At 62.6% G+C, this 19,212-nt stretch carries 14 protein-coding genes and 3 pseudogenes; 14 read left to right on the forward strand and 3 right to left on the reverse strand.

All coding sequences use genetic code 11. The annotated features are described in order from the left end of the window. The first annotated feature begins 317 nt into the window (after nucleotides 1-317). The 6 genes from OE647_RS19100 to OE647_RS19125 all read left to right on the forward strand — a co-directional run bounded on the left by OE647_RS19100 (nucleotide 318) and on the right by OE647_RS19125 (nucleotide 9,164). Nucleotides 318-3,074 carry an ADP-ribosylglycohydrolase family protein gene (locus tag OE647_RS19100; protein WP_263723375.1) on the forward strand — a complete coding sequence of 919 codons (2,757 nt, stop codon included), beginning with the start codon at nucleotides 318-320 and terminating at the stop codon, nucleotides 3,072-3,074. Nucleotides 3,075-3,298: 224 nt separating this feature from the next. Then, on the forward strand, nucleotides 3,299-3,829 hold the full coding sequence (locus OE647_RS19105; RefSeq protein ID WP_263723376.1) for a YecA/YgfB family protein: 531 nt from the start codon (nucleotides 3,299-3,301) through the stop codon (nucleotides 3,827-3,829). A gap of 881 nt (nucleotides 3,830-4,710) precedes the next feature. Then, complete coding sequence (locus OE647_RS19110; RefSeq protein ID WP_263723377.1) at nucleotides 4,711-6,231, forward strand: site-specific DNA-methyltransferase; 1,521 nt, start codon at nucleotides 4,711-4,713, stop codon at nucleotides 6,229-6,231. Beyond that, a complete protein-coding gene (locus OE647_RS19115) occupies nucleotides 6,231-6,650 on the forward strand; it encodes a DUF5681 domain-containing protein (protein WP_263723378.1) in 420 nt (139 codons plus the stop codon). The genes OE647_RS19110 and OE647_RS19115 overlap by 1 nt, the downstream gene beginning before the upstream one ends. Next, the gene (gene terL / locus OE647_RS19120) at nucleotides 6,640-8,052 is read left to right on the forward strand and encodes a phage terminase large subunit (protein WP_263723379.1); all 1,413 of its coding nucleotides are present in this window, start codon (nucleotides 6,640-6,642) and stop codon (nucleotides 8,050-8,052) included. The genes OE647_RS19115 and terL overlap by 11 nt, the downstream gene beginning before the upstream one ends. Before the next feature lie 47 nt (nucleotides 8,053-8,099). Then, the gene (locus OE647_RS19125) at nucleotides 8,100-9,164 is read left to right on the forward strand and encodes an alpha/beta hydrolase (protein ID WP_263723380.1); all 1,065 of its coding nucleotides are present in this window, start codon (nucleotides 8,100-8,102) and stop codon (nucleotides 9,162-9,164) included. A 342-nt stretch (nucleotides 9,165-9,506) separates the two neighbouring features. Here the strand turns inward: OE647_RS19125 and OE647_RS19130 are convergent, their stop codons facing one another. Then, nucleotides 9,507-10,535, reverse strand: coding sequence for an IS110 family RNA-guided transposase (locus OE647_RS19130; protein WP_263723381.1), 1,029 nt, complete (start codon nucleotides 10,533-10,535; stop codon nucleotides 9,507-9,509). Between the two features lie 125 nt (nucleotides 10,536-10,660). Between OE647_RS19130 and OE647_RS19135 the strand changes: the two are divergent. From OE647_RS19135 to OE647_RS19170, 8 genes and pseudogenes are all read left to right on the forward strand, one after another. Next, a pseudogene (locus OE647_RS19135) lies at nucleotides 10,661-11,695 on the forward strand (transposase). 197 nt (nucleotides 11,696-11,892) lie between these two features. Beyond that, entirely contained in the window at nucleotides 11,893-13,230 is a 1,338-nt protein-coding gene (locus OE647_RS19140) for a metal-dependent hydrolase family protein (RefSeq protein WP_263723382.1), read from the forward strand. Between the two features lie 57 nt (nucleotides 13,231-13,287). Continuing rightward, nucleotides 13,288-13,974 carry an ABC transporter ATP-binding protein gene (locus OE647_RS19145; protein ID WP_263723383.1) on the forward strand — a complete coding sequence of 229 codons (687 nt, stop codon included), beginning with the start codon at nucleotides 13,288-13,290 and terminating at the stop codon, nucleotides 13,972-13,974. Next, on the forward strand, nucleotides 13,974-15,278 hold the full coding sequence (locus tag OE647_RS19150) for an ABC transporter permease (protein ID WP_263723384.1): 1,305 nt from the start codon (nucleotides 13,974-13,976) through the stop codon (nucleotides 15,276-15,278). The genes OE647_RS19145 and OE647_RS19150 overlap by 1 nt, the downstream gene beginning before the upstream one ends. A gap of 20 nt (nucleotides 15,279-15,298) precedes the next feature. Continuing rightward, on the forward strand, nucleotides 15,299-15,955 hold the full coding sequence (locus OE647_RS19155) for a DUF3299 domain-containing protein (RefSeq protein WP_263723385.1): 657 nt from the start codon (nucleotides 15,299-15,301) through the stop codon (nucleotides 15,953-15,955). Next, a complete protein-coding gene (locus tag OE647_RS19160; RefSeq protein ID WP_263723386.1) occupies nucleotides 15,952-16,494 on the forward strand; it encodes a hypothetical protein in 543 nt (180 codons plus the stop codon). Before OE647_RS19155 ends, OE647_RS19160 begins: the two co-directional genes overlap by 4 nt. Further along, nucleotides 16,494-17,012, forward strand: a complete 519-nt coding sequence (locus tag OE647_RS19165) for an HdeD family acid-resistance protein (RefSeq protein WP_263723387.1) — start codon at nucleotides 16,494-16,496, stop codon at nucleotides 17,010-17,012. The genes OE647_RS19160 and OE647_RS19165 overlap by 1 nt, the downstream gene beginning before the upstream one ends. 10 nt (nucleotides 17,013-17,022) lie before the next feature. Beyond that, the gene (locus OE647_RS19170) at nucleotides 17,023-17,535 is read left to right on the forward strand and encodes an HdeD family acid-resistance protein (protein WP_263723388.1); all 513 of its coding nucleotides are present in this window, start codon (nucleotides 17,023-17,025) and stop codon (nucleotides 17,533-17,535) included. Nucleotides 17,536-17,782: 247 nt separating this feature from the next. Here OE647_RS19170 and OE647_RS19180 read toward each other — a convergent pair. Continuing rightward, nucleotides 17,783-18,055: pseudogene (locus tag OE647_RS19180) on the reverse strand (integrase core domain-containing protein); the annotation flags it as partial. 40 nt (nucleotides 18,056-18,095) lie between these two features. Then, nucleotides 18,096-19,084 (reverse strand): annotated as a pseudogene (locus OE647_RS19185) (IS3 family transposase); the annotation flags it as partial. Nucleotides 19,085-19,212: the final 128 nt, after the last annotated feature.

Below are 19,212 nucleotides of genomic sequence, written 5' to 3' on the forward strand. Positions count from 1 at the left end.
CCGGCCGCTGGTCAGTGCCAACCGAACCGCTTCACGACGAAACTCCGGCGTCGGCCTGTTTCCGTTTCCCATAGAACACCTCCTGGTTCCTCAGTTGGTGCTCTCCACATTTTCCGGGCAAGTCCAACCCGGATCTGGCCGACGCTTGGCCCGAGGATGCTTCCGCCGAGAGCCTAGACCGTATCGAGGAGACACTCGCGGAGGCAGAGATCGCTCATCAAGCTGCTCTAGATGCAGAACTAGCGTTCGAGGCCGCGGACGATGAGGTTCGCGCAGCTTCAGAGGCCCGGGCCTACGAGCGCTTCGGAGATCTGACTTTGCGACTCAAGGAGGTGGCGCTCCAAGCGAGTTCCGCTCGCACTGATCGAGATAAGATCTTCGCGGAACTGTTTGCACTTCTATCGCAGGAAGAAGTGAGTGACACATCGGCAGAGGACGGCACCGAACCTGATTCCGTCAAGGAACAATCTGAGCCGGGATCAATCACAGGGTCGGCGGAACTTGAGCCGGAAGTCGCGGTGCAGACTGCAACCCACCCCGAGGACGCTTCGCCGGGCGCCGACAAGCCGGAAACGGCGAAAGAGGTAACGACGCAGCTTGATGCTGCTCGGTCCGACAGCAGCGCAGAGGCAGAGAACCATGTGCAGCCTGAGGCTGAGGCTGAGCCTGAGACGGCCATTCTGAGCAAAACGGATTTCACGCAAGATGCCTTGCCGGAGGCGGCGCAGGTTCCGCCAGAATTATCGCCAATTCCGGAGGGAGCCGATGCGGAAGAACTGCTCGCACAGTATCTTTCCACGGGCGAGATCGCCTTCGCTTGGCATCTGGCGCGGCTAGTGAACACACCAGTGTCAGCACCGATCCTGCGGACGCTGGCGATCCTCCCCGCGATACAGCAGCCCGAGGACATGGCGGACCCGAGGCGCGGCAGTGCGCTCGCCGAACTGGCGGCCGCTTTGCCCGAAGCGACCGATCCCGTCGCTGCGGGGCGGCTCGCCCTCGCGGCGTTGTTGCGCCCAGCCCTGTTCGACCCGGATCATGGAGCTCGCGGTATTCTGGAAAACCTACTTGGCTTGCCAGGGCTCGAGGCGCAAGCACCGCTGATCGAGGCGCTCGCCAACCTCGGCTACGATGTGCGGCTGTCGGCTGGACTCCTTGCCGAACTTGCCGGGAATCGACCGCCGTCGGCGGAACCGACCATGCGCAAGCGCCTTGAGGGGTGGCTGGCTGAAGCACGCCACCGCAAGACGGTGCATCAGCCGACTTACGCGATATTCCACAGAGAGCTTCACCAAGAGGGTGAGATTGGACGTGTCGCCGAGGCTGTGCTGGCCGGGGCCGAGAACGCAGAGGCGCTTGCGCAGGATCTGATCGACAGGCTCACCCATGATAGGAACGCGCAGGAGGCTTTCGTTTCCGAAGCCGAACGGCGCAGTGGCCGCCCAAGACGGGACCGGATCGAAGGCATGGCGCTCGATTGGTTTTGTCGAGGGATTCAGGAGGCCTGCGATCAATTCTCCGAGTGGCTTGAAGCGCGGCGCCAGGATGCTCGGCAGACGCAGGATCACAACCGCGAGCGGCTGCTGCGCGCACTTGGACCCGTACGAAAGGCCCTCGACACTGGCGATAGCGAGCCGACCGAAGGCGAAGGGAAACTTGCCGAAGCTTCTGGTCTCGTTCTGGCCGAGAAGCTCGACGATTTGCGGAAACTCATCGAAGGTCGGGCGGCACTTTCGGTCACGCCGCGCATTCAGGATCTGCTCCAATCCCCGCTACTGCGACTGCCCGGCGGCTGTCAGGACTGGACCGAGGATGACGGTCCTGCCTTTGATTCCGAGCGTGCGTTGCGCGATCGTCGCCTTGCCGCGGCTCTCGTTAGGCCGGGGTTGATTGCACCGAACGTATCCCTTGCGTTCGACGCGAGGCTTAAAGAGACGGCGGTGCTCGCCGCGCAACGCCTCCTAGACCGACTGCATGAGAGCGACCTACCCAAAAATCAATTCGATTCCCGACGGCAGCAGCTCGACGAGGTGCTTGAAGCTGCCCGCCAAAAGGCGCGCGAGCGTTTGGCACGTCTTCGGCAATCCTTGACGACGATCGGTTACCTTGATCTCGACGCCGCAACTGCGCTGCCCGGTGATCTGTCGCGACTCGCCCTCATCGATTCCGCCTTGCTCGCCTCGGACAAAGGTGACGACGTGATGTTGCCGGCGCTGAACAGAATTCGCCGGCCTGATCTGCCACCAGACTTTCCAGAACTCGATTCCCTCCTTGCCGAGATGGAAGTGCGCCGGGACCATCTGCAGGCGCAGATTGCCGAGCGTCAGCGGCTGGAACTGGAACGGCTGATGGCCTTGCCACAGGGGGAATCGGCGCGGGAGCTTCTCGCGGTCTTCGACCGCCTGGATCCGCGCCTGCAGGCGCGGCGTGCCCCGGGCATGACCTGCCTGGCGGCGCTTGGCGAGGCGGGCGGGTTCGGGGAGCCGGCGCGAAACAGCTCGAAGGGCTGTGGAACGATCATGCGGGTCGCGCCCGTCGCCCTGGTCGCGGGCTACCACGGAGACAGGCGGGCACTGGCGCGGGAGACCGCGGCGCTGACCCATGGCCATCCGACGGGCCAGGAGGCTGCGGCGGCCTGGGCCATGATCCTTGCGCGGGTTCTCGAAGGGCAGGGGCTGCGCGAGGCGGCCTCGCGCATGTGGGCCGGGTCCGAGGGGGAGACGGCGGGCGCCTTGGCGGCGGCGCTCTCTGCACCAGGAGATGGATGGCCCGAGACGGTCGAAAGTCTCGGCGGTGGATGGGTGGCGGAGGAGGCACTGTCGATCGCGCTCTATGCGGCACTGACCTCCGGGTCGTTCGAGGAGGGGTTGCGGATCGCCGTCACCCATTCCGGGGACAGCGACAGTACCGGCGCGATTGCCGGGAACCTGCTGGGCCTTCTTTACCCGGAGGAGGTCCTGGCGCATCGCTGGTGCGGTGAACTTGAGTGCACGGACCTGATCGAGCGGCTGGCCCGGGACATGGCCATCTCCGAACCGAGCGAACAGGAGCTCGAGCGCTACCCCGGCTGGTAGGCTGGGGGCAAACTCCTGCAATCAGATCCGCTGGAAACCAGGCGGCGCGGACGACGCCGGCGAGCCAGCAGGCAGGTACGTCCGGATTGCGAGACACACCGATTGACTTGCATGGCATCGGTGCAACCTGTGGCGCGTAGGGCAAAGGGGAGTATTGCTCGACAAGGCCCGGACGGATTCCTAGGGTGCCATGGCTTGCCAGCCCTCTTCGCCAGGTTCGACCCATGCAAGATCTAAGCCGCCTCGACGATTATCTCTGTTCCGAGGAAAGCCCAGAGGACTGCCTGATGCTGTCGGACCTCGACGGGTTCCTGCACGGCGTGGCCTGCTCGCCGGTCACCATACCGGTCGCCGAGTGGATGGCCAAGGCGCTTGGCGGGCTGCCGGGGGAGACCCCTCCCTGGGTCGCGGAAGCCGTCGGCGCGCGCTTCATCGAGATCCTCGACAGGCTGAACCTGACACCACCTATGGTCGAGCCGATCTTCTGGGAGGCGAAGGAAGGTCATGTCATCGCGATGGACTGGTGCGAGGGCTTCATGGAGGCGATCGGCCTGAGGCCGCAGGAATGGCTGCGGCTGACCGAGAGCGGGACGGCGGGCCGCCTCATCACGCCGATCCTCGTGCATCTCATCGACGACCAGGGAAACTCTGTCCTCGGCATCTCGCAGGAAGATCTCGATGAAACCCTCGATGCGGCGGCGGATGCGATCCCGGAGACCGTCGGGGAGATCTACCGGTTCTGGCAAACTGCGTGACGGGTGTGCCCCGTCGCTGCTACTCATGTCATGTTGATGCCCTGCGACATAGAGCGGTGAGAAACTCGGTCGCATGCGCGTTCCTCGGGTGCTTCCACACGATGCCCAGGGGCAACGCTCAAGGCCCTCTTACCCGGGGAATATCACGGACGATGCCTGGCAGGCTGATCCGCGAGCAGGCGCCCACTCGGGCGAGGCCGCAGACAACTTCAGGGCGCTTGAGGGAGGGTAATCGCGGATCGCGGTGTGGATTTTGGCTCCGCCCGCAGAGAGCGATCGGGCGGAGCCATCTTCAAAGATCCATCGTAAAATCAACACACTCGCAGCACTCGTTACAAACTCTGGAACAATGGCATCTGCGTATGATTCAGTATCGCACTGCGGGGGCTTTGGCGGAACTTGTCCAATTGGACATGCCCATTTGACGGACGTGCACAATCGCGTCTGGCGTCGGGAGATTGGCCTCGCTTGCCTTGAAAATCCGCCAGATTGCAGCCGGAGTCTTGCCGGGGAAGGGTCATCACCCTGACACGCTTTCTTCAACGGCGACGACCTGCCGACTCGAATCGGCATTCGGGGAATCACCAGTCAGAGCCCGCTCCGTCGGCGCGGGGCAGGGAGAAGACTTGGGGACATCGCGCCTGAGTACTCTGATGACCGAGGGCTGCTGCCCTATTCCCCTTCACCGCGTTCGTCAACCTATAGTAGAAAAATGATTGACAAACTCCGTCTGTGGTGTATGTGTGAGTTACACCACCTTGGGGGCGACCCCAACAAAACCTTGGAGAAGAAATTGCGAGGGCCTCTGCCAACCATGGCGGGGATCGCGACTCTCCTGGGTCCGATCTCCGCACAGTCTGAACCGGAAAGGACATGCGGAAATGGGCGTTACCTTCATCAACAAGCCGAACTCCAAGCCGACGGGCACTGCGAGCCAAGCGCCGGAGAACCATGGATCCAAACCGACAGCGGCCAACACGGCCACGCCGGCGCCCGCGGGCGGCGGGCGGCGAAACGATCTCCTGCCGGGTCTCACGATCGAGACCTGGCCTGTCGCCTCGCTGGTCGGCGCGCGCAACCCGGTTCGAAAGCCGAGCAAGAAACAGGTCGCCCGCGCCTGTCGATCGATCCAGCGTCTCGGGTTCAGGGTTCCACCCCTCGTTTGTGCGGACGGGGAGATCATCGACGGTCATGCCCGGATCGAGGCGGCGCGGCAGCTGGGGCTCGAGCGCGTTCCCTGCATCGTCGTCAAGGACCTGACTCCCGACCAGATCCGGCTTCTCAGGCTTGCGGTGAACCGGCTCCAGGAGCGTGGGGAGTGGGACGAGCAGGCGCTGAAACTTGAGTTCGCGTACCTCCTGGAGTTCGAGCCCGACCTCGTGGTCACCGGTTTCGAGGCCCCGGAGATCGACCGCATCCTCGTGCTCGACGATGGCGGACCCGAAGAGACCGACCCGCTCGACGAGATCGGTGATCTGCCTGCGCCCGACGCCTCTGCCGTCACTCGCCCCGGCGATACATGGCAGCTCGGTGTGCACAGGGTTCATTGCGGTAACGCCCGCAGCCCGGAGGATCTCGCAAGCCTGGTGGACGGTCGCAAGGTGGTCGCGGTCTTCACCGATCCGCCTTACAATGTCCGGGTGAACGGCCATGTCCGGGTGGGCAAGGGCAAGTTCGCCGAGTTCGCGGAAGCCTCCGGCGAAATGTCGGAGGCGGCGTACGAGGACTTTCTCCGGATCACCATCGGCAACACGGCCAAGGTCGTCGATCCAGGAGGCGTGCTCTATCTCTGCATCGACTGGCGGCATGCGGAAGTCCTGATGCGCGTCCTGCGTGAGCTGGGCCTTGAACTCCTCAATCTCTGCGTCTGGGTCAAGGACAGGCCTGGCATGGGATCGCTCTATCGAAGCCAGCACGAACTCGTGCTGGTCGCCAAGAAGCCCGGCGCGCCGCACCGCAACAACGTCCAGCTGGGTGCCCACGGGCGCAACAGGTCGACTGTCTGGCGATATGCCGGGGCGACCGGTGGGCGAAAGGCACAGGAGGACGACTTCTCTCTGCATCCGACGGTCAAGCCGGTGCGGCTGGTCCGGGACACGTTCCTTGACGTGACCGCGATGGATGACGTTGTTCTCGACCCGTTTCTCGGCTCCGGGACCACGGCTCTCGCCGCGGAACGCGCAAGACGGGCCTGCGTCGGGCTCGAGATCTCGCCGGCCTACGTGGATGTTGCGGTGGGCCGGTGGGAAGAGATGACCGGGCTCGAGGCCATCCACGAGGCGACCGGGCTGACCTTCGCGCAGATGCGCCAGGCCCGCCACACGCCGGACGCCGGGGGTGGGGCAGGGAGGGCCGGGCGAGCCGAACCCCGGACAGGTTCGGCAGGGCTGGAGGAGTTCTGATGTCCAAGGACACGGACGAACCGAACCCCGAGGCGGTTGGCTATGGCAAGCCGCCGAAGGCGCACCAGTTCAAGCCCGGCCAGTCGGGTAACCCGAAGGGCCGGCCGAAAGGGCCGGGAAGCCTGATGAAATGCATCATGAAGCATGCCGGGAAGAAGGTCACGGTGATCGAGGGCGGCGTCGAGAAGCGGATGCCCAAGATGGACGTGGTCATAGCGGCGATGTTTGGCAAGGCCTCCAAGGGCGACGTCAGCGCGGCTCGGCTCCTGGCCACGCTGATCCTGGCGGCGCGGGAGTTGCAGGAGGAGAGCGCCCAGCCCGGCTATACCGACGAGGACCTGAAGGCGATCCTCGCGGAGGCGGACTGGCAGGCGCAGCTTGCGCAGATCGGGCAGGAGCAGGGGACGCATGACCCCTGACCCCCGCCTCATTCGCACGGTCTACGCGAACGACCTCTACACTTTCCTGACCCGCGCCTTCACGGTTCTGAACCCCGGCGACACCTTCATAGGTGGCATGTACCTCAGGGTCCTCTGCCACATGCTCATGCGCGTGGCGAATGGGGAGGTGCTCCGCCTGATCATCACGCTCCCGCCGCGCCACCTGAAGTCCCAGGCGGTCAGCGTGGCCTTTCCCGCCTGGCTCCTCGGACGGGACCCGACGGAGCAGATCGTCTGCGCGAGTTACAGCAGCAGCCTGGCGGAAGACTTCAGCCTCCAGACCCGGCATCTCATGCAATCCGGGTTCTACCGCGCGACCTTTCCGAAGACGGTGATCGACCCGAGGAAGAGCGCCGTCGATGAGTTCCATACCCTTGCCAAGGGGCGCCGCATCGCGACCTCGGTCGGCGGCACCCTGACGGGGAAGGGGGGGCGTATCCTCATCTGCGATGATCCCATGAAGGCGGATGAGGCGCAGTCGCAGTTGAAGCGGGACAATGTCCATGCCTGGTTCCGCAACACCGCGTCGAGCCGTCTCAACAACCCGAAGACCGGCGCCATCATCCTCGTCAAGCAGCGGCTCCATGTCGATGATCTCGTCGGGCGCCTCCTGCCAAGCGGCGACTGGGAGCACCTGGACCTTCCGGCCATCGCGACCGCGCCGCAAGTTCTGCCTGTCGCTGACGGCTTCCAGTGGCCGCGCGCCATCGGCGATCTGCTCCACCCGGAGCGCATCTCGTTGGAGGACCTGGACCGGATCCGCCGCGAACTGGGCTCGGCGGCCTTCGAGGCGCAATACCAGCAGAACCCTGTCCTGCCCGGCGGCAATCTCGTGAAGCGGGAGTGGTTCGGAACCTACGAGGGCGCGCCCCGGCCGGATCGCTACGAGGCGGTCGTGCAGAGCTGGGACACGGCCTCGGTGCCCGGCGTTGATAACGACTACTCGGTCTGCACGACCTGGGGGCTGATCAACGACAAGGTCGACCTCCTCGAGGTGCACCGGGCGCAGTATCACTACGCGGATCTCTTGCGGGCCGCCCGCAGCCTGCGCGCGAAATGGACGCCGAAGATGATCGTGATCGAGAGGGCAGGCACCGGGATTGCGCTTGGCACGGACCTCGAACGTGACGGCCTGAGGGACGTTCAGGGCTTCACGCCGAAGGATGACAAGGTGCAGCGGCTGGCGGTGCAATGCGCGAAGATCGAGGGCGGGCAGGTGCGATTGCCAAAAGCCGCGCCCTGGCTCGAGGCCTTCCTCCTCGAACTCGCGGAGTTCCCGAACGGGCGCTACGACGACCAGGTCGACAGCCTGTCGCAGTTGCTCAATGCGCTTGACTTCAGGCCATGGCAGCTCAGGGGGATCAGCAGGTACAAGCGGTGAGGTGGTTGAGAGCTAGGTCCTTTTTTCGGCAAGCGCGGCTGAGGTACATGTCGGGGATGAAAATGTGCGCACCATCCTTCGCCCGCCTGATGGGCGTCATGCTCTGCCTCGGCGCCTTGTCATGCGCCTTCCCCGTGCCGTCGACGGCCCAGACGGAGATCCAGGCCTTGGAATTCCCCTATTTCACGCTTCGCAACAGGACAGGATCGGATGATCCAGCTGACTTTTACGGAGGAGAACGCAGCGATCTGAAATCGGGTGCATGCCGCGTCGAAGAGCTCGACCTTGGCGTTCTGGCGCCCCTTGCCGACATGGCTCCGAATTTCTTGCGCGAGGAACTCCTCCGCGTTCAGACGGTGGAGGAAGCGGACCCGGGCGCCATCCTGGATCGGCTGGAAGAAACGGCCGGCGCACGTGGTCCGGCGCTCTATGTCCACGGATACTATATCAGCTTCGAGAAAGGCTGCCGCCGCGCTGCGTTGCTGCAGCAGAACGCCGACCTTGTGGGGCGGTTCCTGTGGTTCAGCTGGCCCTCGGACGGTGCTCCCGCCTACTACACCCATGACGAAGCCGATCTTTACTGGAGTCTGCCGGACATTGCGGACACGATCATAGAGTTGGAGCGGCGCTTCGGCGCCGGAAACTTGGATGTCATCGGGCACAGCCTTGGTGCTCGGGGTGTCGTTCTGGCGCTGGCCGAAGTTGCCAATCGGCATCCCGACATCCGGCTCGGACATGTTGTGCTGCTGGCGCCGGATATGGATTTCGGGATTTTCGAGCGAATTTTACCCCGGGTGCGTCCCATCGCGGAGAGCATGACAGTCTACGCGACCACCGGGGACAGACCGCTGGCGCTCTCGGCGCAATTGCATGGCTACCCGCGGCTTGGGGAGACGGGAAACGATGTTTCCCGACTTGCAGGCGTCGAGGTGATCGATCTCAGCGACCTTCCCACCGAGGGTCCAACAGGCCATCTCTATCACATCTACAGCCGAGCCGTCGGTGAGGATCTGCGCCGCCTATTGCATGCGGGAGAACGCGCCGACGCGCGGCAAGGCCTCGTCGCGCAGGGTGAAAACCTTTGGCGCCTTCGACCTGCGACGAATGAATAGCCGCGCAGAAGGTCAGTGAATGACTGTCTGACGTCAGCGCCCATCGGACAGATTTAGGGGTTTGAGCATGTATGGATGCCCCCATTTGGTGCAAGTGGTTTTTGAACAGCTCAGGCGTGTGATCGGGTGCGGTCATGTATCAGGCCTTGTGTTGCGGCGCTGACTTGGCCGCGGGCCGGTATGGCGATGCGCGGATCAGAGGCATATCAACGGACCGAGCTCGGCGGCTCCTGCACAAACACTGTTTTCTCTGACCCGGATCTGATCGATCCTTTGCCCTTACTATTCAGTGACCTCCTCGCACTCCCGGCGTGCCGGGACGGATTGGCAAGCGCGGAGCGCTCAGACCAGTTCCGCCGCCGGGTTCCGGTAATTCTCTTGCTTCGTCAGCATTGCCCAGAGGGCACGCGCCATCTTGTTCGCCAGCGCGATCGCAGCGACCATGCGAGGCTTGCGGGTCAGCAGGCGTTTCAGCCAGCCATTGTTCGGGATGTCGAACCGCTCGACTGCTTGCAAAACGGCCATCGCGCCGGAGACCAAGAGCGTTCGGATGTCGCGCTGCCCCATCTTCGATGTCCTGCCAAGCCGGGCCTTGCCACCGGTCGAGTGCTGCTTCGGCACGAGCCCGAGCCAGGCGGCAAAATCACGCCCGCGCCGGAAGCCCGCCAGGTCAGGTGCGAAAGTTTCGATCGCAAGCGCCGTGATCGGCCCGACGCCTGGCATGGTTTGTGCGCGACGCGCCACCTCAGCGTCTTTGGCCGCGTGCCTCATCTTCCCGTCAAGCTCCGCAATCCGTGCGTTCAGACATTCGATTTGCTCCAGATACAACTGACCCAATTCGCGCACCTCAGTCGGCAACGCAGTGTCGCCATCCTCGATCGCGTCTGCGAGCCGTTTAAGATGGGCAGGTCCCCTGGCTGCAATCAGACCATGCTCGGCAAGATGCCCGCGCAGGGCGTTGATCAATTGGGTGCGTTGGCCGACGAACATCTGACGCGTCCGAAACAGCATGGCGCGTGCCTGTTGGTCCTCCGTCTTCAATGTGACAAAGCGCATGGTCGGACGCAAAGCGGCCTCGACAATTGCCTCGGCATCGGCGGAATCATTCTTCTGCCTCTTCACGAACGGCTTCACATAGACCGGTGGTATCAGGCGCACTTCATGTCCGAGCTTCGCGAACTCGCGCCCCCAGCCATGCGCCGTCGCGCAGGCCTCCATGGCGATGACACATCGCGGAACCTGCGACACGAACCCCAACAACTGGCCGCGGGAAAGCCTCTTGCGAAATACGACGGACCCGTCGCGGTCGGCACCGTGCAGTTGAAAACTGCGCTTTGCCAGATCGATCCCGATAATCGTAACCTCGGACATGGATGCTCCCTCCTTCTGTGATGGCTTCAACACTCATCACATTGGCACATTGCGATGCCGCCGGATGGGGGCATCCACGCCATCAACGGAGGGTTCTGGTTCATCGAAGCCATCAAGGAGCGAAGATGAAACAGACACCCGGAACATCGAAGGATGCCGCTGACAAACTGGTCAGGGGGATCAAGCGGAAGACCCGCAAGCACTACTCCGCCGAGGAGAAGATCCGCATCGTGCTCGCCGGCCTGCGCGGCGAGGAGAGCATATCTGCGCTTTGTCGCCGCGAGGGCATCGCCGAGAGCCTGTACTACAGCTGGTCGAAGGAGTTCCTGGAGGCAGGCAAGCAACGGCTCGCGGGTGACACGGCACGGCAGGCCACGGCGCCGGAGGTGAAGGAGCTGCGCGCCGAGGCTGCAGCGCTCAAGGAGGTGGTTGCCGATCTCACCCTGGAGAACCGTCTGCTCAAAAAAAGCATGATCGCGGATGGGGAGGACGACGCATGAGATACCCCGCCTCGGAGAAGCTCGAGATCATCCGCACGGTGGAGGGGTCGCACCTGCCGGTGAAGCGCACGCTCGCCATGCTCGGGATCCCGAGCAGCACCTATTACGACTGGTACGCCCGTTGGGTCGAGGGTGGCCTTGACGGCCTGGCGGACCGGTCCCCTCGACCGCGGTCGGTACATCATCGCCTGAAAGCTCTGCACGACGATGAAAGCCAGCGATGTGACCGACACGATCGACCTGGCGCTGCGGGCCTCCGGATGTGATCAGGCGACGGTCATTCACAAGCCGCGGCTGCTCACCGACAATGGCTCATCCTACGTCGCCGCAGACCTCGCCGACTACCTTCGCGCCTGCGGCATCGAGCATATCCGCGGCGCGCCACACCATCCCCAGACCCAGGGCAAGATCGAACGCTGGCACCAGACCCTGAAGAACCGCATCCTGCTGGAAAACTACTTCCTGCCGGGAGACCTCGAGGGGCAGGTCGGTGCCTTCGTCGATTACTACAACACCCGCCGTTACCACGAGAGCCTCGGCAACCTCACGCCCGCCGACGTCTACCATGGCCGCGGCGCGCAGATCCTGAAGGCGAGAGAGGAGATCAAGAAACAGACCATCCGGCAGCGCCGCTTGCAACACCAGTCTGCCGCAGCCTAAGCTGAACCAGAAACCGAACCAGAGCCTCCGCTACGAAAGCGCCCGCTCTCTCCGAAAAAACCTGACGACGGACAACCAAGGGACTGATCATCGATACACGAAACGGAAGCGCACGGTGCAGTGGCGATGCTGCACGAAGGCGAATGGATTTTTTCAAGAGTTAACCACTGCAACGCTTAGGTGCAAGAGGCGGTCAAATGAAAAGATTAAACCCAAGGAACCTGACTGCGGCGCTTGCCGTCGCCGTCAGTTTCGCCCTCCCGGCAACTGCTCAGGATGCCTCCGGGCCGATCCTGTTCACCAACGTGCATGTCTTTGATGGCGTGAACGAAACCCTGATCGAAAATGCCAATGTCGTGGTCACGGACAACCTGATCACGGCAGTGTCAACCGAAGCGCTTGCTGTCGCGGGTGGCACGGTGATCGATGGCGGCGGGCGCACGCTGATGCCAGGGCTGATTGACACACACCAGCATCTCAACCAGGGCGGGCTGTCATTAGCCGACCAGTTCGCCAACCTCTATTACATCGGGATCGCGCAGAGCAAGTATGCCGAGGGGACCCTGATGCGAGGCGTGACCTCCGTGCGGGATCCGGGCGGTGACAGCATGGGGCTCAAGAGGGCGATCGACGAAGGGCTCGTGCCGGGACCGCGGATCGTATCAGCCGGGCCCGTTGTAGGTCCGACGAATGGGCACGGCGACACCAGATTCCCTTACACGGGCCATCCCCGCTTCGATAAGGTGGGGATGACTCCCGACCGCCGGTTGAACTTTGCCTACATGGCGGATGGCGAGGCGGAAGTCTTGGCTGCAACGCGTGAAATCCTTCGCCAGGGCGCAAGCTTCATCAAGATCATGGCGGGCGGAGGCGTCAGCACCGATTTGGACCCGATCGACACCAAGCAGTATACGCCCGCGGAAATGCGCGCGGCGGTAGCCGCAGCGGCGGATTGGAACACCTATGTCGGGGCGCATGCGTACAACGTCGAGTCAATCCGTCGCGCAATCGACGCCGGCGTCAAGGTGATTGAACACGGCCAGCAGATCGACGAGGAGACGATGAAATATGCCGTCGAAAAGGGAATCTGGTTCACGTCGCAGTACCTCGTCTTTACCATCGACATTCCTTCCTTCACCGAGAAGGCTAGGGAAAGCCAGAGAGTGGTTCTGCAAGACACCGAGCGTTTCTTCGAGTTGGCGAAGAAGTACAACGCCAAACTGACCTTTGGCACCGACCTAGTCCTCGGCGCGGATCCGATGCTGCAAACGAAAGAGCTCGTGATGCGCAAGAAGTGGTTCACCCCCTATGAGATCCTGGTTCAGGGAACATCCCGCCCAGCTGAGCTCATCGCGTTGTCTGGCCCACGCAACCCCTATCCGGGCAAGCTCGGTGTCATTGAGGAGGGTGCGTATGCCGACCTGCTTCTGGTCGATGGTAACCCACTCGAGAATATCGATCTCATTGGCGATCCGGAGAAGAATTTCGTCGTCATCATGAAAGACGGCGTGATCTACAAGAACACGCTTCAGTGAAAACGGCCGCCGGTTGCGAAAGCGCGGCGGGCGGCTTCATTGCCGGGAGGTCGGTATATGCACCCATTGCGGATTGAACGGCTTGTCTACCGTTGGCCGGGCGCGGCGCGCAACACGCTGGAGATTGGCGCGCTGTCTCTGGCGTCCGGCGAGAGCCTGTTCCTGTTTGGACCGAGCGGCTGCGGAAAATCGACGCTGCTGTCCGCGATTGCGGGGGTGGTCGAAGTGCCGAAGGGTGCCATACGCGTTGCGGATCAGGATGTTGGCGCAGTGCATGGCGGTGCGCGGGACCGGTTTCGGGTGGACCACATCGGCATGATCTTCCAGGTATTCAACCTCATTCCGTGGCTGAGCGCGACCGAGAATGTCCTACTCCCCTGCACCTATTCCCGGCACCGCCGCGTCCGTGCTGGCGACAATCCGGAGGGCACGGCGCGACGGTTGTTGAGTGAGTTGGACCTTTCCGATCCGTCTCTGGCCTCGAAGCCGGCCAACGAGCTTAGCGTGGGCCAGCAACAACGGGTCGCCGCCGCGCGCGCGCTGATCGGCAAGCCGGACCTGATCCTGGCGGACGAGCCGACCTCAGCGCTGGATGAGGCGGCCAAAGCAGCCTTTGTCGACCTGCTGACGCGGGAATGCGCCGAAGCGGGCACCGCGCTGCTGTTCGTCAGCCATGACCGCAGCCTCGAGCGCCAATTCGACCGCAGTGTTGACTTCCGCGACCTGAACCGGAGCGCCGCCTGATGCTTGGGTTCAGCCTGCGCAGCTTGTGGAACCGCCGGTTCGTCGCCAGCCTGACCGTTCTTGCCATCAGCCTCAGCGTCGCGCTGATCCTCGGGGTTGAACGGCTGAGGGACGGTGCGCGTGACAGTTTCGCCAATTCCGCCTCGGGGATCGATCTGATCGTGGCGCCGCGCGGTAATTCGGTGCAGATCCTGATGGCCACCGTGTTTGGCGTCGGCAGCACCGGGACCGGCATGACCTGGGAGAGCTTCGAGTGGCTGGAGGATCGGCCCGAGGTCGCCTGGGCGATCCCGATCCAGATGGGCGACAATCATCGCGGCTATCCGGTGATCGGGACCGATGGCTCGTACTTCGAGCATTTCCGACACTCAGGCGGGCAGCCGCTCTCATTGGCGGCTGGCGCGTTCTTCACCGGGGATGGGGCGGATGCGGCCGTAGTCGGGGCCGAGGTCGCGGCGCGGTTTGGCTACGCTCCCGGTGACGTGATCGTCAACGCCCATGGCTCCGGCGAGGTCTCGTTCGACGTCCACGACGACGCGCCCTTCACCATCTCGGGCGTGCTTGCGCCCACCGGTGCCGCAGTTGATCGGATGGTCTTCGTCACGCTCGAAGGTTTCGATATCATCCATGCGCAGGCAGATGCACCGCTGTCCGACCCCCTCGACCCAGCCGCCATGCCCGCCGACGATCATGACGGGCATGACGCGCATGGCGACCACGAAGTCACGGAGGCCGGACACGGTCACGAACCGGACCAGATCAATGCCGTCTACGTTGGGCTGATCGATCGGACGAATGTCCTCGGTCTTCAGCGGGCCGTCAACGAACGCCCCTCTGACGCGTTGAGTGCAGTCCTTCCGGCGGTCGCTCTGGCCGAGCTCTGGGGGATTGCCGGGACAGCCGAGCGCGCGATGCGACTCATGGCGTGGGCCGTGGCTTTGGCAGGAATGATCGGCATGGTGGTCATGCTCTCTGCGACCCTCGACACCCGCCGCCGCGAATTCGCGATCCTGCGGTCTGTCGGCGCCACGCCCACCCGTATCTTTGCGCTGATCGTCACCGAAGCTGCCGTCCTCACCGCGGCGGGGCTGATCCTTGGCCTTATTCTGCTCACGGTGGCCACGTTCGTGACCGACCCGATCCTGTCCGCCCGCTTCGGTATGCGATTGGGCTTTGATGTCTTCGGGGCGCGCGAACTGGGCACTCTTTTCGTCATATTCTGCGCAGGGCTTCTCGCCTCGCTTATCCCGGCAATCCGGGTCTATCGCATGACGCTGGCCGACGGGCTGTCGGTTCGGCTATGATAAGTTCAGGGGAATTCTCCATGACCATGTTCGCCCGTTTCGTCTTGTTGTTCTCGCTTGCCGTTCCTCCGGGGTTCGCACAGGCGGCCGACCCTAAGGAAATCTCTTGGGATACGCTCGCGCCTCCGGCCGCAGTGATCGAGAATCCGTTTGAGACCCTCACCGACGATCAGATGGACAAGCTGCGCCGGATCCTACGGCTCGAGGCTCTGGCCGAGCGGAGCGATGACGCCGAAGCCAGCACCGAGGCGCAAGCTTTGCGCAAGAAACTGGCCGGGGACGGCCTCGATGTTGACGGTTTGTTTGCCGCGCGACTCGCGATCATGGAAAAGCGCGAAGCGGCGGCCACCGGGGTGAACGAGGACCTCGTCGGTACGAGCGTACGCCTGCCTGGATATGTGCTGCCGCTCGAATTCAAGGACCGCAAGGCCGTCGAGTTCCTTCTCGTGCCGACCGTCGGCGCCTGCGTCCACACCCCGACGCCCCCCGCCAACCAGATCGTCCACGTACTTTATCCCGAGGGGGTCGAGGTCGACGGACTCTTCACCCCCGTATGGATCACCGGAACCATGGTGGCTCAGAGTTCGGTTCAGAAGGTTGGCTATGTCGACGGACAGGCTCCGGTCTCCGTGAGCTATTCGATGCAGCCGGTGCTGGTCGAGGAGTATGGCGGATGAACGCCAGCGCTGATTTTGTCAGATCAATTTCGGCTGAACCAGACCGGACGGCAACGGTTCGCCTTTCGCTTGTCGGAATTGGCATGGCCGCCGGACTGTTCGCGCTTGCGCCGTGCTCGGCCTTTGCGGTTGACAGGGTGATACAACCCGGCGGTGTCTCGCCTGCGGAAGTTGTCCAGACCGATGTCGACCTGAGCTTTGGCATCCTGGTGGTGGCGCCGATCCCGTTCTCAAGCGCGGAACTGGGCAACGGTCTGACGCTCGGCACGGGGTATCTCTTCAACCTGCCAGGCTCGAAGACTTCGGGTGTTGGTTTCGGATACATGCATACAGACAACGGTAGCACCGCCTCTGGCCTTGGCGGCGGCGTGAATTTCGGCGACGGACGCTGGACGGTGAGCGCTATCGCAGCCGAGGCCGAAGTCTTCTACGAATTGCCGGTTGGGCCTATCGATTTGCCTATCATCCAGTCGGGCGATCTTACTATTGTTAGTGTTGAAAGCTCCACCGAACACCGAAGCGAAAAAAGGATATGGTGATGAAAGGTTGGATTTGGTGGCTCATTGCCGGGGTATTATCTCTGCTCGGGGGCGTCTTCGCGCTTGCGAACCCACTGGCCGCGACCCTGACTGCAGAGTTGCTGACCGGATATCTGTTCGTTGCGGTCGGAGCTATGATGCTCGTTTCAATATTCTGGGACACGGAGTGGGGATCGCGCATCCTGTCGCTTCTTCTCGGATTTGGCCTCGTTGTGCTTGGCTTCGGTCTGGTCGCGAATCCTCTCAAGGGCGTTCTGTCGCTGACCCTTCTTGTTGCGGTGATTATGCTGATCGTCGGTGGCTTTCGCCTCATTCTGGCATTCAGCGCATCGGATTTCCGTGTTCGCGTCTTCCTGATCCTCGCCGGAGCGGTTTCCTTGGTGCTGGGCGCCATGATCCTTTTGAACTTTCCATGGTCTGCGGCCGTCGTTCTTGGAATACTCCTGGCTATCGAACTGATCTCCAATGGAGTTTTACTGATCGCAATTTCACTTCTGGCAAGATCGGAAAAAAAATAGGGAAACGTCCATGACTGGCAGAAACGTTCGCCTGGCGGCTGGTGCTGTCGCGCTGGTTGGTGGGCTTTGGGGGCTCTTTAATCCGACCGCCGCTCAGTTCGCTTCCACAACCATTGCAGGCTGGGCATTGCTCATCGTGGGTCTGCTGCAGGGACGCGCTGCCTGGCAGGCATCGGAAGCACGCGAAAGGGCCGGCGCGATCCTCTTTTCCGCGGTAGCACTTTTTCTAGGGCTGTCGCTCGTGTTCGGCCCATTCGGTGACGGAAGCCTGCTGAGAAACATTCTGGGCGTTCTTCTTTTGGTATCCGGCGCGGCGAAGTTCTGGATGGGCCGCGCTTTGCGAGGCGATCCGTTCTTTCCGGTGATCCTCGCGGCGGCCGGAGTGTCAGTCGTGCTTGGAGGTCTCGTGCTGGCGGGAACCCAAGTCACTTTGGGCTTCGTTCTGTCGCTAGAGCTGCTGGCTGATGGAGCCGCACTGTTCGTATTGGGGCTCAGACAGGGAATAACGCAGAAGGCAGGCTGAACGATCATGTCAGGGGAACTTGGCTTGTGGCTGGCAGGGTGCTTTCGCAGCCTTTGACGATGACCAAACGCTCTCCTTTAAAATACTTCAAGACGTGCCCTGGGATCATCTGCCTCGCAGTAATGCTTTCTGTGCGGTTCCCGATTGACCTGAGACCCGACTTCCCTCCAGCCTTTGGGAGAATCCGTCGGTTGGTTGCTCTGAGCCCCAACCTTCGACCGCGGGGAGCTGGAATTTCCCGGCTGTTTCACGGTGACGGGCTGGCGGCGCCACCGGGATTGTGTAGCGCGCTCGGCACCTTGTAGCCGATCGCGATGTGGGGTCGGACGTCGTTGTAGTCTCTGCGCCAAGTCTCCAACTTTTCGCGGGCGTCGGCAAGGCTCAGGAACCAGTGCGCGTTTAGACATTCTGCGCGGAGCTTGCTGTTGAACGCCTCGATGAACCCGTTGTCGGTCGGCTTGCCGGGTCGGGAGAAGTCAAGCGTGACGTCGTTAGCATATGCCCAGAGATCGAGGTCGCGGGGTAATCCTCCCCATTTTAGCGGGGTGGTTTCGTAGAATTCACGCGGCCCTTTTCAGCTTCATGGCAGGAGTGATCCCGCCGATGCCCATGTTGGGGCGCTCGTTGTTGTAGGTCCATAGCCATTCGGTTGCGATCTGCTGCACCTCCTCGATGGTGTCAAAGATGTAGAGGTCCAGCCATTCGTGCCGGACCGTCCGGTTGTAGCGCTCGACATAGGCATTCTGCTGAGGCTTTCCGGGCTGGATGCAGGTCAGGGCGACGCCCTGCTTCTCAGCCCAGGTCATCAGGGTGGAGCTGACGTATTCGGGGCCGTTGTCGACCCGAATTGCCAGAGGTTTGCCACGCCACGCGATGATCTGGTTCAAGGCTCGAACAACACGCTCGGCGGGCAGCGAGAAGTCTATCTCGATACCCAGGCCCTCGCGGTTGAAGTCGTCCAGAACGTTCAACAGCCGGAACTGCCTCCCGTCGGCCAGGCGGTCGGCCATGAACCGAAGGTCCGCGGCACGCGAATTCCATCGACCAGACCATGTTGGGCGCATCCGGCACGGCGAGTTCATCGGGCTTTTCGCGTTTCAGCCGACGTCGCGGCTTGATCCGCAGGTTCAACTCCAACTCGCAATAGATCCGGCGCACGCGTTTGTGGTTCCAGACATGCCCCTTCACGTTCCGCAGGTGCAGGAAACACAATCCGAACCCCCAGGTCTTGTGCGCCCTGGTCAGCCCGACCAGCAGGTCGGCGATCATCTCGTTCTCTTCGTCACGCTTCGGACTGTAGCGGAAACAGGTCTCGCTGACGCCGAACGCGCGGCAGGCCAGCGCGATGCTGACCCCTCTTGTCGCCACCGCCTTCCCGGCCAACTCGCGGCGTTGAGCTGGCCCGGTCATTTTTTTCCAGAGCCTCCTTCAGCAGATCAGCCTGCATGCTGAGATCCGCGAACATACGCTTGAGGCGCCGGTTCTCGTCCTCCAGCGCCTTCATCTGGCTCACCATCGACGCGTCCATGCCGCCATACTTGGCGCGCCAGTTAATGGGATGGACGTCTCTCCCACCAACGGCAACGCTGGTCGCGAGATGCGGCCAACATGGGAGGAGAAGATGGCGATTGCATTCATGGGTATCGATCTGGCGAAAAGTGTGTTCCAGTTGCATGG

The organism is Albidovulum sediminicola, assembly GCF_025751575.1.
Classification (GTDB): Bacteria; Pseudomonadota; Alphaproteobacteria; order Rhodobacterales; family Rhodobacteraceae; genus Albidovulum; species Albidovulum sediminicola.